This window comes from Streptomyces sp. HUAS YS2 (assembly GCF_033343995.1).
Classification (GTDB): Bacteria; Actinomycetota; Actinomycetes; order Streptomycetales; family Streptomycetaceae; genus Streptomyces; species Streptomyces solicathayae.
The window spans coordinates 1048627-1065130 of record NZ_CP137573.1 but is presented as its reverse complement, the minus strand read 5'-3'; the positions used below and the strand labels follow the sequence as shown (position 1 = coordinate 1065130).

Genomic DNA, 16504 nt, shown 5'->3' with positions numbered 1-16504 from the left:
AGCGCCCCGATTCTGATGGCGCACAAAACTCGATTCAGCGTCGAGGTTGTTTGCGAGCCGTTGACGACCAGCGCAGCGAAACGGAGAACCCTCGTGATTGTCGGAGTCCTCAAGGAAGCGCGGGCGGGTGAGAGTCGCGTCGCGGCCACGCCGGCCACGATCGAACAGATCCGCAAACTGGGGTACGACGTCGTCGTCGACCCGGGCGCGGGCGTCGCGGCGGGCTTCACCGACAGCGCCTACGAGCTCGCCGGCGCCACCGTCGGCGACGCGACCGCCGCTGACGTGGTGCTGGGCGTCAACGCCCCCGCTCCGGCACAGCTGGACGGGGTCCGGTCCGAGGCGACCGTGATCGCGCTGTTCGCGCCGGCGTTCGACCCGGCCATGGTCGAGGACCTGGGCCGCCGGCCGTTCACCGCGCTCTCGATGGACGCCGTGCCGCGCATCAGCCGGGCCCAGTCCATGGACGTGCTGTCGTCGATGGCGAACATCGCCGGTTACCGGGCCGTGGTCGAGGCGGCGCACGAGTTCGGGCGCTTCTTCACCGGCCAGGTGACCGCGGCGGGCAAGGTGCCGCCGGCGAAGGTGCTCGTCGCGGGCGCGGGCGTCGCCGGTCTGGCGGCGATCGGCGCGTCCGGCTCGCTCGGCGCGATCGTCCGGGCGACCGACCCGCGGCCCGAGGTGGCCGACCAGGTCCGGTCGCTGGGCGGCGAGTACCTGTCGATCGAGTCCCCGGAGGTGGAGGTCTCGAAGACGGGCTACGCCAAGGAGATGGGCGACGACTACAAGGCGCGCGAGGTCGAGCTCTACGCCGCGCAGTGCCGCGAGGTCGACATCGTCATCACCACCGCGCTGATCCCGGGACGCCCCGCCCCGACGCTGATCACCGCGGACATGGTGGCGAGCATGAAGCCGGGTTCGGTGATCGTCGACATGGCGGCCGCCAACGGCGGCAACGTCGAGGGCACCGTGAAGGGCGAGAAGGTCGTCACGGAGAACGGTGTGACGATCATCGGCTACACGGATCTGGCGGGCCGCCTGCCGGCGCAGGCCTCGCAGCTGTACGGCACGAACCTGGTGAACCTCCTGAAGCTGATGACGCCGGACAAGGACGGCCGGCTGGTCCTCGACTGGGACGACGCGGTGCAGCGCTCGATCACGGTCGTACGCGAGGGCGAGTCGGCCTGGCCGCCCCCGCCCGTCCAGGTCTCCGCCGCCCCGGCACCCGCGCCCGCGGCGACCGCGGTCGAGGCGCCGAAGCCGCAGAAGGCGCCGATGACGGCCGGGCAGAAGTTCGGCGGCGTGGCCCTCGGCGCCCTGGCGCTGTTCCTCACCGCCGCGTTCGCCCCCGCGGCGCTGCTGCCCCACGTCACGGTCTTCGTGCTCGCGATCGTGATCGGCTACTACGTGATCGGGCACGTGCACCACGCGCTGCACACGCCGCTGATGTCGGTGACGAACGCGATCTCCGGGATCATCGTCGTCGGCGCGGTTCTGCAGATCGGCCACTCGAGCACGGCGGTCACCGTGCTGTCGTTCGTGGCGATCCTTCTGGCCAGTATCAATGTCTTCGGCGGCTTCGCGGTGACGCGTCGCATGCTCGCCATGTTCAACCGGAGCTGACATGTCTGCGACCCTTGCCGCCCAGGCGGCCTACCTTGTTGCCGCGCTGCTGTTCATCCTCGCGCTGGCAGGACTCTCCAAGCACGAGTCGGCGCGGCTCGGCAACGCGTTCGGCATGCTCGGCATGGGCGTCGCGCTCGTCGCGACGGTCGTGCTCGCGGTCGACGGCGACGTCAGCACCGCCGGCCTCGGCCTGATGGCCCTGGCGATGCTGGTCGGCGCAGTGATCGGTGTGCAGCGGGCGCGCGGTGTCGAGATGACGGGCATGCCCGAGCTGATCGCGCTGCTGCACTCCTTCGTCGGTCTGGCGGCCGTGCTGGTCAGCTGGAACGGCTTCCTGAACGTCGAGTTCGACCCGAACGGCCACGAGGCCGAGGCGCTGGACGCGCTCGGCACCCTGGGCATCCACCACGCCGAGGTGTTCATCGGCCTGTTCATCGGCGCGGTGACCTTCACCGGCTCCATCGTGGCGAACCTGAAGCTCTCGGCGAAGATCAACTCCAAGCCGCTGATGCTGCCGGGCAAGAACGCCCTGAACCTCGGCGCGCTGGCCCTGTTCATCGCCCTGACCGTGTGGTTCGTCATCACGCCGGAGCTGTGGCTGCTGATCACCGTGACGGTCCTGGCGCTGGCGCTGGGCTGGCACCTGGTCGCCTCGATCGGCGGCGGCGACATGCCGGTCGTGGTCTCGATGCTCAACAGCTACTCCGGCTGGGCCGCGGCGGCCTCCGGCTTCCTGCTCGGCAACGACCTGCTGATCATCACCGGCGCGCTGGTCGGCTCCTCCGGTGCCTACCTGTCGTACATCATGTGCAAGGCCATGAACCGCTCGTTCCTCTCGGTCATCGCCGGCGGTTTCGGCATCGAGGCTCCCGCGGGTGCGGACGTCGACTACGGCGAGCACACGGAGATCACCGCGCAGGGCGCCGCCGAACTCCTCGGTTCGGCCCGGTCCGTGGTCATCACGCCCGGCTACGGCATGGCCGTGGCACAGGCGCAGTACCCGGTCGCGGAGCTCACCTCGAAGCTGCGCGCGAAGGGCGTCGACGTACGGTTCGGCATCCACCCGGTCGCCGGTCGCCTTCCCGGCCACATGAACGTCCTGCTGGCCGAGGCCAAGGTGCCGTACGACGTCGTGCTCGAAATGGACGAGATCAACGAGGACTTCGCCAGGACCGACGTCGTCCTCGTCATCGGCGCCAACGACACCGTCAACCCGGCCGGGGCCGAGGACGCGTCCAGCCCGCTCGCCGGCATGCCGGTCCTCACGGTGTGGGAGGCGGAGCGGGTGATCGTGTTCAAGCGCTCGATGGCCTCCGGCTACGCGGGTGTGCAGAACCCGCTGTTCTTCAAGGAGAACACCTCGATGCTCTTCGGCGACGCGAAGGACCGGGTCGAGGCCATCGTCGGCGCGCTCTGACCCGCCGGGGGCGGTTGCTCGGGGGCGTTCGGCCAGGGGCGGTCGGTCGGGGACGGGGGAGGCGGGCGTGTGCCGGCTTCCGACCGCCCCGACCGGCCGCCCTCGGTCGTCGACGCGGCCCTCAGGACCCGCTTTCCGATGGGCGGAACGCAGGCGGCCTCAGGCGTCCGGGGCCGCCCTGACGGCGCGCGAGCGCCGTACTTCAGCGTCCAGCCCGCACTGCCCGTCACCGTCAACGCCGTCGCACCCGGCGCCGCCCGGACGGCGACCAACGGATCGGCCTTCGAGGCGCCGGGGTTGGCCGACCTCATCGTCGCGACGACGGCGCTCGATCGGCTGGGCGGGCCCGACGACGTCGCCGACGTCGTCGCGTTCCTCGCCTCCGACGCGGCCCGCTGGATCACCGGACAGGTCATCGACGCCGGCGGCGGCCTGTTCCTCGGCCCCCGCGCCTGATCGCCAAGCGTCCGTTCCTCAATCGGCCACGCCCTCTTGTCAGTTGGTGCCGACCCTTCGAAGAATGCACATGACAACCGAAGGATCTTCGGATGCACCGTCATCAGAGGGGAACCCCCACATGAAGAAGCCTCTCGCCGGCGCCCTGCTCGCCCTGCTCCTGACAGGAGCGGCGGCAGCCCCGGCCGTGGCCTCCGCACCCCAGGACACGGCCGACCGGGCCGCGGCCCCCGCATCTCGGGACCGGGCCGCGACGGCCGTCGCCGTCGACTTCGCGGGAACGGTCGCGCTCAGCAACTGTTCCGGCTCCGTCGTGCGCACGCCCAGCTCCCTGCCGACCGACCCGGCCCTCGTCCTCTCCAACGGGCACTGCCTGGAGACCGGCTTCCCGGCGGCCGGTGAGGTCGTCAAGGACCAGCGGTCCAGCCGCTCGTTCACGCTGCTCAACTCGTCCGGCTCCAAGGCCGGGACGCTTCGGGCGAGCAAGATCGCGTACGCCACGATGACCGACACGGACGTCTCGATCTACCAGCTGACCAAGACCTACGCGCAGATCCAGAGCCAGTACGGCATCAATGCCCTGACCCTCGACGACGCCCACCCGACCCAGGGTGCGGCGATCAAGGTGGTCTCCGGGTACTGGAAGCGGATCTACAGCTGCAACGTCGACGGATTCGTCTACCGCCTGAAGGAGGGCGAGTGGACCTGGAAGGACTCGGTCCGCTACACCTCCTCGTGCAACACCATCGGCGGCACTTCCGGCTCGCCGGTGATCGACACGGCCACCGGCAGGGTCGTCGCCGTCAACAACACTGGCAACGAGAGCGGTGAGAGCTGCACCGTGAACAACCCGTGCGAGGTCGACGAGAGTGGTGCCGTGACGGTCCGCCAGGGCATCAACTACGCCCAGCAGACGTACACGATCGTTCCCTGCATCGGCGCCGGGAACGTCATCGACCTGAACCGTGCCGGCTGCCTTCTGCCGAAGCCGTAGCGCCCAGCAGCCGTAACGCCCCACCCCCGCCCGGCCGTCCGGAGCCGGTCGTCCCGATATGGGACGACCGGAGCCGGGCGGCCGCGCCGTTTCAGGCGTCCCCTGCCTCCTGCCCCCTGCGACATTTCTGTGACACGAGGTTCACGTGTTCCGTGCACAACTCCCGCCTCAGTGTGTACTGTTGACCGTGTTCACAGCTCGATGTCGGAACTTCGCCTGTTAACAATTGGGGGGTCAGGTGTCCCATCACCTGCGCACAACCAGCAGCACCATCCGAACCGGCCGCACCCGGCGTACCGCCACCGCAGCCGCCATCGCCGCCGTCCTCGGTGCCGGGCTGGCCACCGCACTGCCGGTCACGGCTCACGCCGCCGACGCGGCCGAGGTCCTGATACCCGCGCCGGACGCGCACAGCGCCGGGACGGAGACGCTGCTGGCCACCGGCAGCCAGGGCGTGCTGCACCGCGAGGGCGGCGGCTACCTCTGGACCAACACGTACAACAGCCGCACCAAGGCACTCCCGGAGCTCGACGGAGTCCCGGAGGACGCGATCGTGCAGGGCCACGACGAGTACAACCGCGTCGTCTACACCAAGCCGCGCGAGGACGGCGGCACGGACATCGTGCGGGTCGGAATCGAGGACCCCAGCTTCACCAACACGTACACCGTGCCCGCCGGATACCTGAACCCGCGGGTCGTCAACGGCTGGACGCTGGCCACCGTCGACCAGGGCGACGGCAACTACCAGTTGCGCGTGGCGCGCGGCGGCGCCCCGGCGGACGACCCCGTCGTGCAACTCCCCGCCGGCGCGACCACCGGCGCCGTGCCCCTCCTGTTCGGCGCCCACTACAACCGGCTCGTGATCGGCTGGCGCAACGCCGACGGCACCCTGGGGTACGGCATCCTCACGGCGTACAACGGAACCGTCGAACGCCTGCCCGTGACCGGCGAGGTGAGCAACCTCCGGATCACCGGGGAAACCGTCAGCTGGTTCACCCGCACCGGGCAGCCGGGCGTGCGGGTCATGGCGCGCGACAACATGTCCGCCGCCCCGCGGATCGTGCCGCTCGCCACGCAGTCGACCGACAGCAAGGTCACGACCTACGTCGTGGGCGAGAACGTGCTCTGGCGCGAGGGCGACGGCGGTCCCCTGCGCCTCACCCCCTTCGCCGGGGCGGAGACCGAGCGGACGCTGATGAGCGACGTCGAGTCGACGTTCCTGCGCGCCGAGGGCGGAGGTTCGCTGGTCGCGCTCGGCAAGGGCGCCGACGGCAACCGTGCCATCCGCCACTTCAGCGTGGACGGTTCCGGGCTCGTCTTCGATCTGCTCCTGCGCGAGGTGCCGGGGGGCGAGACGACGGACGGCCACATCCAGGCGCTGAGCCTCGACCGCGGGCGACTCCGGTACGTCAACTCCCTTGCCGGCAAGGAGACGTTGCACGGCACGGACATCGGAACCGGCCTCGACCCGGCGAAGGGCGCGGCGCTCGCCGACTTCCCCGGCCTGGCGGCGGGCCGCTTCGCCGACGGAACCGACGAGGGGCTGGCCCGCCTCGTCAAGGACCCGGACACGGGCGCCGACGTGCTGGTGACCGGCGACGACCCGGAGCACCCGGCCGACAGCTTCACGCTCCCGGGCAGGGACGGGCGGATCCTCGACGCGGCACCGGAGTTCGTGCTGTACGAGGCGGCCGGACGGCAGTACGTCGTGGACACCGCACGCGACGTCGTCGTCCGCGAGCAGCCCGCGCAGGGCGCCGTACTGGACCAGAAGCGGCTGCTCAAGGCGGCGCCGAAGAATCCCGGCACGGTCAAGGTGGTCAACGTGCTCACCGGCAACGTGACCCGGACCATCGAGCTGGGCACCGCGTGCGTCCCGAACGAACTCCAGCGCAGCGGAAGCCTGCTGTACTGGAGCTGCGCCTCCCAGGACGCGGCAGGAGTGCGCGACCTGGCGACCGGGCACACCTACCCCGCCCCGACGTCGGGCGTCCTCCTTGGCGACCGGTTCCTCGCCCACCGCGACGGGTCCGGCGATCTGCGCCTCACTGCGCTGCAGGGGGACGGTGGTACGGCCGATCTGGGCACCGTCACCGGCCTGAAGCCGCCCGCGAGCGGCGACGGCCGAGGCACCACCTGGACCCTCGACGCGGACGCGGGCAAGCTCGCCTGGGTCGGCGCGGACGACACCGTCCATGTCACCGCGCCGCAGCAGGCGGTCTCCCCGCTGCGCGTCGCCCGCACCGAGGCACCTCCCACGCTGGTGCAGGGCGACACCGCCGAATGGGCCGCCGCATGGTGGCTCTCCAAGCCCGCGGCGTCCTGGCGGGTGACGCTCACCCACCGCGAGACCGGCGAGGTGGTGCGCACCTGGACGGGTGACGGGACTCTCAGCGCCGTACGCGTCTCCTGGAACGGCAGGTCCGAGGCGGGCACCCCGGTGGCGGCCGGCTCCTACAGGTGGCAGCTGACCTCCACTCCGGCGGACGGCGCCGGCGCGGCGGCGACGGCCTCGGGCGTCGTCCAGGTCAACGGCTGACCGAGGCACCGCCCGGAAGCCGGCGCCTTCCCCGAGAGCCACTCGGGGAAGGCGCCGGATCCGCCCTGTCGAGCCGGCTTCCCACCTGCGCCGACACGCCTGCCCGGATGCGGTGGATCGCCGGCCCGGTCCACGAGGATCGGACCCACCATGACCCCACCGCCGGACCCACCCCGCCCGAGCCGCTTCAAGGCGTCGCTCCTGCCGATCCTGATCCCCATCGCGGTCCTGATCGTGGTGGCGGTGGGCGTGGGGTCGTGGCTGCAGTACCGCGAGAGGCAGGAGATCGACACGGTCCACACGGTCGGTTCCGGAGCCACCGACCGCGTGGACGTGGAGGCCACGGTCCAACGCGTGGACGCCGCGGCCAGGGAGCTGCTGCTGCGCGTGCGGGTCACCCCGCTCGGGAACCTCGGTGAGGCGGGCGGCACGGCCCCGGTGGCCGATCTCAGCCTCCAGACCTCCACGCAGACCCTCGGCGACCTGACGTTCCCGGCGCACGAGCGGCTCGCGACCAAGGACGTGAAGGTCGCGATCACGGGCGGATCGATCAGCGACTACCCGTTCGACGCCTACGAGACCGAGATCGGGTTCTGGGCGGTGCTGGGTGGCGAACAGGTGCCGGTACGGATGCGGTTCTCCAGCAACGACACGCTCTTCGCGGTCTTCCCGACCCCCACGACCTCGGCGGAGGAAGCCGTCCTGGCGCTGGACCTGACCCGATCGGCCAGCCTGCTCGTCTTCGCGGTCTTCATGATGGTCGTGATGTGGGCGCTGGCGGCGTCCGTGCTCATCGGCGCCTGGTACCTGACGACCCGCAAGCAGGGTCTGCTCTGGCCCGCCCTCGCCTGGATGGCCGCCACCCTGTTCGCCCTCTCGGCCTTCCGCAACACCGCGCCCGGCACACCCCCGATCGGCTGTGTGCTGGACTGGTTCGCCTTCCTGTGGGCCGAGACCGTCATCGCCCTCTGCCTGATCGCCGTGGTGCTCGCCGGCGTCCGCACCGCCCTGACCCAGGACACCGCCGCCCGCACCTAGGCTGACGGCTACCAGGCCTGGTGTCGTGCGGTTGCTCGCCGACGTCGACGAGAGTGGGGCGCTCGACTTCGCTGAGGTCGTCGTCGCCGCCCCTCGACACCCCGGCGTCCGACGGCACCGCACTCCTCCCGCGCAAGGGCCGGGGGAACGGGGATCCAAGGGGCTGACCTGGTCGAAAACCCGCTCTACGATCATGCCCATGTCGACATCCATCTCCTCCCTCCCGGTGCTCCGAGGCCGGGGCGGGGCCGTCCTGTCCGCCGAGGACATCGGACTGGTCCTCGACCTCCCGCGCGAGCAGGTCACCTTCACCCCCGACGGGCTGGGCCGGATACGCGCCGAGGGGCGCTCGGTCCTGATCGAGCTGCGGGCGAAGTCCGGAACGACACCGCGCGTCCACCGCATCGACGACGTGGACGAGGTGGCGGCGACCGCCTTCGCCGACGGGGTCAACGCGATCCTGGCGAACCGGACGGACAGCGACGACGTCGACGGGGCACCGTTCGCCGTGGTCCGCTCGCTCGCCCCCACCTGGCGGACGAGGTTCCACCGCCGGATCCTGCGGGGCGCGCTGTGGCACCTCCTGGCGCTCGTCGCCCTCTGCGCAGTGGCCGGCGCGCTGGGAGAGTGGGACGTGGTCGTCCTCACGATCCCGGTCGGCGGCCTGGCCTGGCTGGGCCTGTGGATCGGCCTCTACGGGGTGATCCGCGCACGGCGGGAACGGTGGCTGTACCGCCACGGCGTCATGGTGACCGCCACCCGGGCCACGATGACCCGCGGCGGATACGTCTACCCGGACGCGACCGGCACGTACCGCGGCTTCCTGCACGGCGAGGCCGGTCCCGCGATCACCGTGGCCCACCCACCGGAGGACCCGGCGGACGTGCTGGTGCCGGTGGCCCCCTTCACGCACCTGGTGGACACCTACGCCGGCGCCTTCCTGGCCGTCTGCGGCGGCCTCCTGGCCCTCCTCCACGTCGTGATGGCGGTGGTCTTCCTCCTCGACGGCTGACGAGCTCGCGCAGGGCTGCGGAGCACGGGTAGGACCGGGACTCGCGGGGAGCGGAAGTCAATCCATGGGCCGGCTGGTGACATAGACGGTACGGAGGACGAGGACGGCGGAGAGCAGCAGGAGGTTGAAGCCCAGCAGCCCGTACAGTCCGAGGCTTTCGCTCACACGCGGCCCGCCGTCCATGCCCAGGAGCCGAAGGCCCGCGAACCCGAGGAAGATCCCGACGAAGGCGTGCACCACCCGCCCGACGAGCTCGCCGACGACCCGCCGGTCGCGGGGATCGGCGAAGAGCCGCACGTTGACCCCGAGCCGCCCCTCCTCGAGCGCACCGCCCAGGCGGTCGAGGCGGCGCGGCAGCCGTCGCAGGACGGGCAACAGTGCGATCAGTTCGTCGCGGGCGGTGTCACGGGCACTCTGCGGTCCCAGCCGGTCGGTGAGCCGGGCCGAGGCGTACGTACGGGACGCCTCCAGCATGTTGAATCCGGGGGAGAGGCGGACCAGTGTGCCCTCCAGGGTGGCCAGGGCCCGGAACACGGCAGCGATCTCCGGGGGAACCGCCAGCCGGAAGTCGGCCACCAGCCGGAACAGATCGCTGAACATCTCCACGTCGGGCGCGGCTCCGCTCCCGAGATGGCGGGCGCTGAACTGGCCGAGCATGCGCAACAGCCGCTGTTCGTCGACGTCCTCGGGGCGGTCGGTGATCTCCAGGAGCGCCTCGCGCAGGGCGAGCGGATCGCCGCGGTCGACGGCGAGGAACAGGCCGCCCATCGACTCGCGGAGCCCGGCGTCGATCCGGCCGACGGATCCGAAGTCGAGCAGGGCGGCCGTGCCGTCGGGCTGGAGCAGGATGTTGCCGGGGTGCGGATCGGCGTGGAAGACGCCGTCCAGCATGATCTGGTCGAGCAGCGTGTCGAGCAGGGTCTCGGCCAGCCGGGCGCCGTGTCGGTCGTCGTCGGGGACCGCCTTGCCGAGCGAGGTGCCCTCGACCCGGCTCATGACGAGGACACGCTCCGTGCTGAACTGCCCGTACAGGACGGGGAAGGCGACGCCGGAGCCGCGGCGAGCCTCCGCGGCCCGTCGCACCGCGGTCATGTTGCGAGCCTCGACGCGGAAGTCCAGCTCCTCGCGCAGCGCGACGGCGAAGCCCTGCGCCAGTTCCTTCAGCCCCAGACCGCGCCCCCAGGCGGTGCGCTCGCTCAGAGCGGCGGCCAGGCGCCCGACGATGTCCAGGTCGCGTTCCACGAGTTCCGGTATCCCGGGCCGCTGCACCTTGACGACGACCTCGGTGCCGTCCCGCAGGACGGCCGCGTGCACCTGCGCGATGGAGGCCGCCGCCAGCGGGACCCGTTCGAACGTGGCGAACACCTCCTGCACAGGCGCTCCCAGGCTTTCCCGGAGCTGCGTCTCGACCTCGCTCCACGGCGCGGGCGGCACCTGGTCCTGAAGCAGGCTGAGCTCCTCGACGTACACCTCGGGCAGCAGGTCCCGCCGGGTAGACATAAGCTGCCCCAGCTTCACGAACGTGGTCCCGCCGGCCTGCAACGCCTGCCGCAGCTCCCGCGCCAGCAACTCGTGCCGGGTCCCGGGCGCGCGTCGCCGGCCCCGCAGATACGGCCCGAGCCCGTGCCGGCCGGCGATCCGCACCACACCGGAGTACCGCCGCGCCCGCGCGATCCGCCCCCGTACCGACTGTGCCCATCCGAGCGGCCGTACGGCGCCCACGGGGACCACGATGTCCAGCGCGACGAGCACCATCATCGAGGCGACCATCCCCACCCCGACCATCAGGGACAGCAGCGGCGCGAGTTCCCCCGACTCCTCCAGCCGGGGACCGAACAGCCCCCCGGACACCGTGAGCCCGCACGCCCCCGCCGTCGCGACCCGCACCGCCCCCGCGCGCACCCCCAGCAAGCGCCGCCCCACCACCGCAGGGGCCACCACCACGAGCAAGAAGACAAGCGCCCCGACCAGCGCACCGGTAATCCACATGGCGCCATTCAACAGCACACGCGTGCGACTCCCCGCGCCCGGCTTGCGGCCAAGTCGCCAAGTGCGGTGGTGACTTGGCCCGGGCCCACAGTGGGCCGTACCCCCGTCCGAAGCCGGACCGCTCGGCGCCGCCGAACGGCAGCCCGGGCTCGTTGCCAATGATCTTGTGTCGCCCGGCTGATATTCTCGACTCATGGTCGAGAATCCGGTGACGTCCCAGCTGGCCTCACGTCCGGCGCCCGTGCAGCGCCGGGGTGTGCTGCGTGCGCAGGCGATCCTGGACGCCGCCGAGCAGATCCTCGCCGAGGAGGGGTACGAGGCCTCCACGCTCGGCGCCATCGGCAAGCGGGCCGGCATTCCCACACCGTCCGTCTACCACTACTTCGCCGACCGGAACGAGGTGGACGCGGCGCTCCTGGAGCGCCACAGCCGGGACATCGACGCGCTCGTCGCGGAAGCGGCGGACGATCCCGAACTCGGCACCCTGCGCGAGGTGATCGACGCGCTCGTCGACCCGCAGATCGCCTACTGCCGCGAGCACCCGGGCGTGGTGGAGCTGTGGTACGCCCCGGGCCGCAGCCCGATGCTGGTGGAGCTCGAGGAGGCGTGGGGCAGGGCGCAGGCCGAGCGGCTCTGGCGCTACCTGCGCGAGCGCGAGCTGATCGCCGAGGACACCCCACTGCTCGCCGTGGAGGTCGCCTACGAGGCCGCCGACCGGATCTTCGGGGTCGCGTTCCAGCGGTCGGAGACCGGCGACCAGGCCACGGTCGACGAGGCGCGGCGCCTCATGACCGCCTACCTGGAGACGTACGCGCCGGAGGCCCCGAAGACTTCGCGGCGACGGCGCTAGAGGATCGGATCGTGTCCACCGCGCAGGGCCGCCGGCGGGGCCGGCCGCCGGCGACCGTCAACGGCCGCACCGCTCCGGAGCGGTTGCTGGACGCCGCCCTGCAACTCTTCGCGGAGAAGGGCTTCGAGGGCACCTCGGTGCAGGACGTGGTGCGCGCCGCGGGGGTCACCAAGGGCGCGATGTACCACTACTTCCCGTCCAAGGACGACCTGCTCCACGAGATCTACCTCCGGGTGCTGCGGATGCAGACCGAGCACCTCGACGCCGTGGTGGCGACGGGTCTCCCGGTCGCGGAGCGCGTCCACGCGGCGGTGGTGGACGTCGTGGTGACCTCGATCGAGAACATCGAGAGCACCACCATCTTCTTCCGGTCGCTGCACCAGCTCGCCGAGGAGAACCAGCGGCAGGTACGGCGCGAGCGCCGGCGCTATCACGAGACCTTCCGGGCGCTCATCATCGAGGGACAGCAGGAGGGCGTGTTCCGCGAGGACGTCAGCGCGGAGCTTGCCGTCGACTACTGCTTCGGCTCGGTGCACCACCTCCCGATGTGGTGGCGTCCCGAGGGCGTCGCCTCGCCCGCCGAGGTCGCCCGTACGTTCGCCGACCTCTTCGTCGCGGGCATCCTCGCCCGCTGACCGGGCCCGTAGGGCGCCGCGGACACCGTGGCGCGCGAAGCGCCTGCGGACTCCTGTCCACATGACATAGATCATCCCGCTCCGACCCCTGCCGCCTGTTGACGGCTCTCCCTCGTCCGCTGCACAGTAGGCCCACAGTCAATAAGCGACCGCTTAGCATGTAAAGAGAGGTGGAACAATGGAGCGTTTCGAGGGCAAGACCGCGATCGTCACCGGAGCCAGCCGAGGCATCGGCCTCGCCATCGCCGAGCGGCTCGTCGCCGAGGGCGCCCGGGTCGTCGTCACCGGCCGCACCAAGGACACGCTCGACGAGGCGGTCGCCGCTCTGGGCGGTCCCGCGTACGCGCTGGGCGTCGCCGGCAAGGCCGACGACCAGGAGCACCAGGCCGACACGGTCCGCCGCGCGATCGAGGCGTTCGGCAGCGTGGACCTGCTGGTGAACAACACCGGCATCAACCCGGTGTACGGCCCGATGATCGAGCTCGACCTGGCGGCCGCCCGCAAGATCGTGGAGATCAACTGCCTCGCCGCGCTCTCCTGGACCCAGACGGTCCACGGGGCGTGGATGAAGGAGCACGGCGGCTCGGTCGTCAACGTCTCCTCGGTCTCCGGTGTGCAGCCGGCGCCGATGATCGGCATGTACGGAGCCAGCAAGGCGATGCTGATCTCGATGACCGAGCTGCTGGCCGTCGAGCTGGCCCCGGACATCCGAATCAACGCCGTCGCGCCGGCCGTCGTCAAGACGAAGTTCGCGACCGCCCTGTACGAGGGCCGCGAGGCCGAGCTTGCCGCCGGTTACCCGCTCAAGCGGCTCGGCGAGCCCGAGGACATCGGCAGCGTCGTCGCCTTTCTGCTGTCCGAGGACGCCGCCTGGCTCACCGGCCAGACCGTCGTCATCGACGGAGGCGTCACGCTCGTCGGAGCAGCCGAGTGACCAGCGCCGACGTGTCTCCGAACGCACTGGTCGAGGCCGTCGTCCTCGACTACGGGGGTGTTCTCACCGGGCCCGTGAAGCAGTCCATCGATGCCTGGCTCGAGGCCGACGGCATCGAGCCGGAGTCGTTCTCCCGGACCCTCAAGGCCTGGATGTCGCGCAGTGCGCCCCTCGGCACTCCGATCCACCGCCTGGAGACCGGTGAGCTGGGCGTCGAGGAGTTCGACGCGCTTCTCGCCGCGGAGCTCACCACGATCGACGGCCGGCCGGTCGACCCGGTCGGCGTGCTCTCCCGGCTGTTCGCCGGGATGCGCCCGGACCCGGCGATGTTCGGGCTCGTGGAGGAGCTGCGCGAGCTCGGCGTCCGGGTCGCCCTGCTGTCCAACAGCTGGGGCAACACCTACCCGCGCGAGCGGATCGACGCACTGTTCGACCCGGTCGTCGTCTCCGGCGAGGTGGGCCTGCGCAAGCCGCTGGCCCCGATCTACGAACTGACCCTCGAGGGGCTGGGTGTCGTCCCCGGGCGCGCGCTCTTCATCGACGACGCCGAGCCCAACGTGCTCGGCGCGCGAGCCGTCGGCATGCGGGCGCACCTGCACGTCGACGCCCCTTCCACCCGCGCGGCGCTCGCCGCCCTCGTCCCGGGCCTGCGCGCCTCGCTGAACGGAGCACCGGCATGACCCACCCGGTCTGTGCGGCCGACACCGTCACCGTGGTGGTGCCGTGATGTCCCTTCCCGACCTCCCCACCTCCCCGACGGGCCTCGACCTGGTCCGGCTCGGCAGCTGGCTGGGCGCGAACGTCCCCGGAGCCGGCTCCGACCTGTCGGCCACGCTGATCGCCGGCGGGAAGTCCAACCTCACGTACCGGGTCACCGACGGCGCCACCACCTGGATCGTCCGCCGCCCGCCCCTCGGCCATGTGCTGGCGACCGCCCACGACATGGGCCGCGAGTACCGCGTGATGAGCGCACTGCGCGACACCGCCGTCCCCGTGCCGTACACGTTCGGCTTCTGTGACGACGCCGAGGTGCTGGGCGCGCCGTTCTACATGATGGCGCGTTGCGCCGGCACCCCGTACCGGCTCGCGGCCGAGCTCGCCCCGCTCGGCGAGGAGCGCACGCGGCTGATCTCGGAGCGGCTCGTCGACACCCTCGTCACGCTGCACCAGGTGGACCCGGCGGCGGTCGGTCTCGCCGACTTCGGGCGCCCCGAGGGCTATCTGGAGCGCCAGGTCCGCCGCTGGAGGAAACAGCTCGACGCCTCGTACAGCAGGGACCTCCCCGCCGCCGACGAGCTCCACCGCCGGCTCGCCGCCGCCATCCCGAAGGAGTCGGGGAGCGGCATCGTGCACGGCGACTACCGACTCGACAACCTGCTGGTCGACGACGAGGACCGGGCCACGGCGGTGCTCGACTGGGAGATGGCGACGCTCGGCGACCCGCTGTCGGACCTCGCGCTGATGGTCGTCTACAACCGGCTCGGCGAGGTCGTCGGCGACGCCGCCGGCGTCAGCACCGTCGCCGGCGCGCCCGGCTACCTCACCGAGACCGAGACCGTCGAGCGCTACGCCGCGGGCAGCGGCCGGGACCTCTCCGGATTCGGCTTCCACCTGGGCCTGGCCGCCTTCAAGCTCGCCGTGATCATCGAGGGCATCCACTACCGCCACCGCAGCGGCCAGACGGTCGGGGACGGCTTCGAGACCCTCGGCGAGGCCATCGATCCGCTGCTCGACGCGGGCCTTTCCGCACTGAAGGAGACGCACTGATGGAGTTCCAGTTCGACAACAGGACCGAGGAGCTGCGCGCCTCCCTGCTCGAATTCATGGACCAGTACGTGTACCCGGCCGAGGCGGTCTTCCACGACCAGCTCGCCGCACTCACGGACCCCTGGGCCTGGGACTCGGTCCCCGTCCTCCAGGAGCTGCGGACCGAGGCCCGCAAGCGCGGCCTGTGGAACCTCTTCCTGCCGGGCGAGGAGGGCGGGGGACTGACGAACCTCCAGTACGCCCCGCTGGCGGAGATCAGCGGGCGCAGCCTGCACCTCGCACCCCCGGCGATGAACTGCGCGGCGCCGGACACCGGCAACATGGAGGTGCTGCACATGTTCGGCACCCCGGAGCAGAAGGAGCGCTGGCTGGAGCCGCTGCTGGCGGGGGAGATCCGCTCGGCGTTCGCGATGACCGAGCCGAACGTGGCGTCGTCCGACGCCACCAACATCGGCACGTCGATCGTGCGTGACGGCGGCAACTACGTGATCAACGGCAGCAAGTGGTGGATCACCGGGGCGATGAACCCCCAAGCGACGATCTTCATCGTGATGGGCAAGACCGACCCGGGCGCCGAGCGGCACCGGCAGCAGTCGATGATCCTCGTCGAGCGGGACACCCCCGGCTTCGAGATCCACCGCGGGATGGAGGTCTTCGGTTACGACGACCGCGAGCACGGTGGTCACGCCGAACTCACCTTCACCGACGTACGGGTGCCGGCCGCGAACCTGATCGGCGGCGAGGGCGACGGCTTCGGCATCGCCCAGGCACGGCTCGGCCCGGGCCGGATCCACCACTGCATGCGCTCGATCGGTATCGCCGAGCGGGCCGTCGAGCTGATGTGCGCCCGTGCCGACGAGCGCGTCGCCTTCGGCCGGCCGATCGCCGAGCAGGGCGTCATCCGTGACTGGATCGCCGAATCCCGGGTGCGCATCGAGCAGTTGAGGCTGCTCGTGCTCAAGACCGCGTGGCTGATGGACACCGTAGGCAACAAGGGCGCGCACGCCGAGATCCAGGCGATCAAGATCGCTACCCCGGCCACCGTGCAGTGGATCCTCGACAAGGCGATCCAGGTCCACGGCGCCGGCGGCCTGTCCCAGGACTTCGTGCTGGCCAACATGTACGCCCACATCCGGACCCTGCGCTTCGCCGACGGTCCGGACGAGGTCCACAAGAACGCCCTGGCCAAGAGCGAGCTGCGGGACCAGGCCGCGAAGCGCGCGTCGCGCGCGTGACGGACCTGTCCG

Annotated in this window: 13 protein-coding genes and 1 pseudogene; 13 read left to right on the top strand and 1 reads right to left on the bottom strand. The window is 71.2% G+C overall.

From position 1 onward, the window contains the following. The first annotated feature begins 93 nt into the window (after positions 1–93). The 7 genes and pseudogenes from R2D22_RS04990 (at position 94) to R2D22_RS04960 (ending at position 9082) form a co-directional block, all read left to right on the top strand. Positions 94–1623: a Re/Si-specific NAD(P)(+) transhydrogenase subunit alpha gene (locus R2D22_RS04990; RefSeq protein ID WP_318101496.1), complete on the top strand. Its 1530-nt coding sequence runs from the start codon at positions 94–96 to the stop codon at positions 1621–1623. A gap of 1 nt (position 1624) precedes the next feature. Then, positions 1625–3043, top strand: a complete 1419-nt coding sequence (gene pntB, locus R2D22_RS04985; protein WP_318101495.1) for a Re/Si-specific NAD(P)(+) transhydrogenase subunit beta — start codon at positions 1625–1627, stop codon at positions 3041–3043. 225 nt (positions 3044–3268) lie between these two features. Then, a pseudogene (locus R2D22_RS04980) lies at positions 3269–3499 on the top strand (SDR family oxidoreductase); the annotation flags it as partial. A 121-nt stretch (positions 3500–3620) separates the two neighbouring features. After that, the gene (locus tag R2D22_RS04975; protein ID WP_318101494.1) at positions 3621–4493 is read left to right on the top strand and encodes a S1 family peptidase; all 873 of its coding nucleotides are present in this window, start codon (positions 3621–3623) and stop codon (positions 4491–4493) included. 238 nt (positions 4494–4731) lie between these two features. Continuing rightward, the gene (locus R2D22_RS04970) at positions 4732–7032 is read left to right on the top strand and encodes a hypothetical protein (protein ID WP_318101492.1); all 2301 of its coding nucleotides are present in this window, start codon (positions 4732–4734) and stop codon (positions 7030–7032) included. 150 nt (positions 7033–7182) lie between these two features. Next, the gene (locus tag R2D22_RS04965) at positions 7183–8070 is read left to right on the top strand and encodes a DUF4436 family protein (protein ID WP_318101491.1); all 888 of its coding nucleotides are present in this window, start codon (positions 7183–7185) and stop codon (positions 8068–8070) included. Positions 8071–8269: 199 nt separating this feature from the next. Beyond that, complete coding sequence (locus tag R2D22_RS04960; RefSeq protein WP_318101489.1) at positions 8270–9082, top strand: hypothetical protein; 813 nt, start codon at positions 8270–8272, stop codon at positions 9080–9082. Positions 9083–9139: 57 nt separating this feature from the next. Here R2D22_RS04960 and R2D22_RS04955 read toward each other — a convergent pair whose 3' ends face one another. After that, positions 9140–11071: an ABC1 kinase family protein gene (locus R2D22_RS04955; protein WP_318101488.1), complete on the bottom strand. Its 1932-nt coding sequence runs from the start codon at positions 11069–11071 to the stop codon at positions 9140–9142. A gap of 193 nt (positions 11072–11264) precedes the next feature. Between R2D22_RS04955 and R2D22_RS04950 the strand changes: the two genes are divergently transcribed. The 6 genes from R2D22_RS04950 to R2D22_RS04925 all read left to right on the top strand — a co-directional run bounded on the left by R2D22_RS04950 (position 11265) and on the right by R2D22_RS04925 (position 16492). Continuing rightward, positions 11265–11921, top strand: a complete 657-nt coding sequence (locus tag R2D22_RS04950) for a TetR/AcrR family transcriptional regulator (RefSeq protein WP_318101486.1) — start codon at positions 11265–11267, stop codon at positions 11919–11921. An 11-nt stretch (positions 11922–11932) separates the two neighbouring features. Continuing rightward, complete coding sequence (locus R2D22_RS04945) at positions 11933–12556, top strand: TetR/AcrR family transcriptional regulator (protein WP_411976974.1); 624 nt, start codon at positions 11933–11935, stop codon at positions 12554–12556. Between the two features lie 178 nt (positions 12557–12734). Then, positions 12735–13490, top strand: a complete 756-nt coding sequence (locus R2D22_RS04940; protein ID WP_318101485.1) for an SDR family oxidoreductase — start codon at positions 12735–12737, stop codon at positions 13488–13490. 11 nt (positions 13491–13501) lie between these two features. Next, complete coding sequence (locus tag R2D22_RS04935) at positions 13502–14170, top strand: HAD family hydrolase (RefSeq protein ID WP_318101484.1); 669 nt, start codon at positions 13502–13504, stop codon at positions 14168–14170. 46 nt (positions 14171–14216) lie between these two features. Beyond that, a complete protein-coding gene (locus R2D22_RS04930; protein WP_318101483.1) occupies positions 14217–15257 on the top strand; it encodes a phosphotransferase family protein in 1041 nt (346 codons plus the stop codon). Then, on the top strand, positions 15257–16492 hold the full coding sequence (locus R2D22_RS04925) for an acyl-CoA dehydrogenase family protein (RefSeq protein WP_318101482.1): 1236 nt from the start codon (positions 15257–15259) through the stop codon (positions 16490–16492). Before R2D22_RS04930 ends, R2D22_RS04925 begins: the two co-directional genes overlap by 1 nt. The last annotated feature ends 12 nt before the right edge of the window (positions 16493–16504 follow it).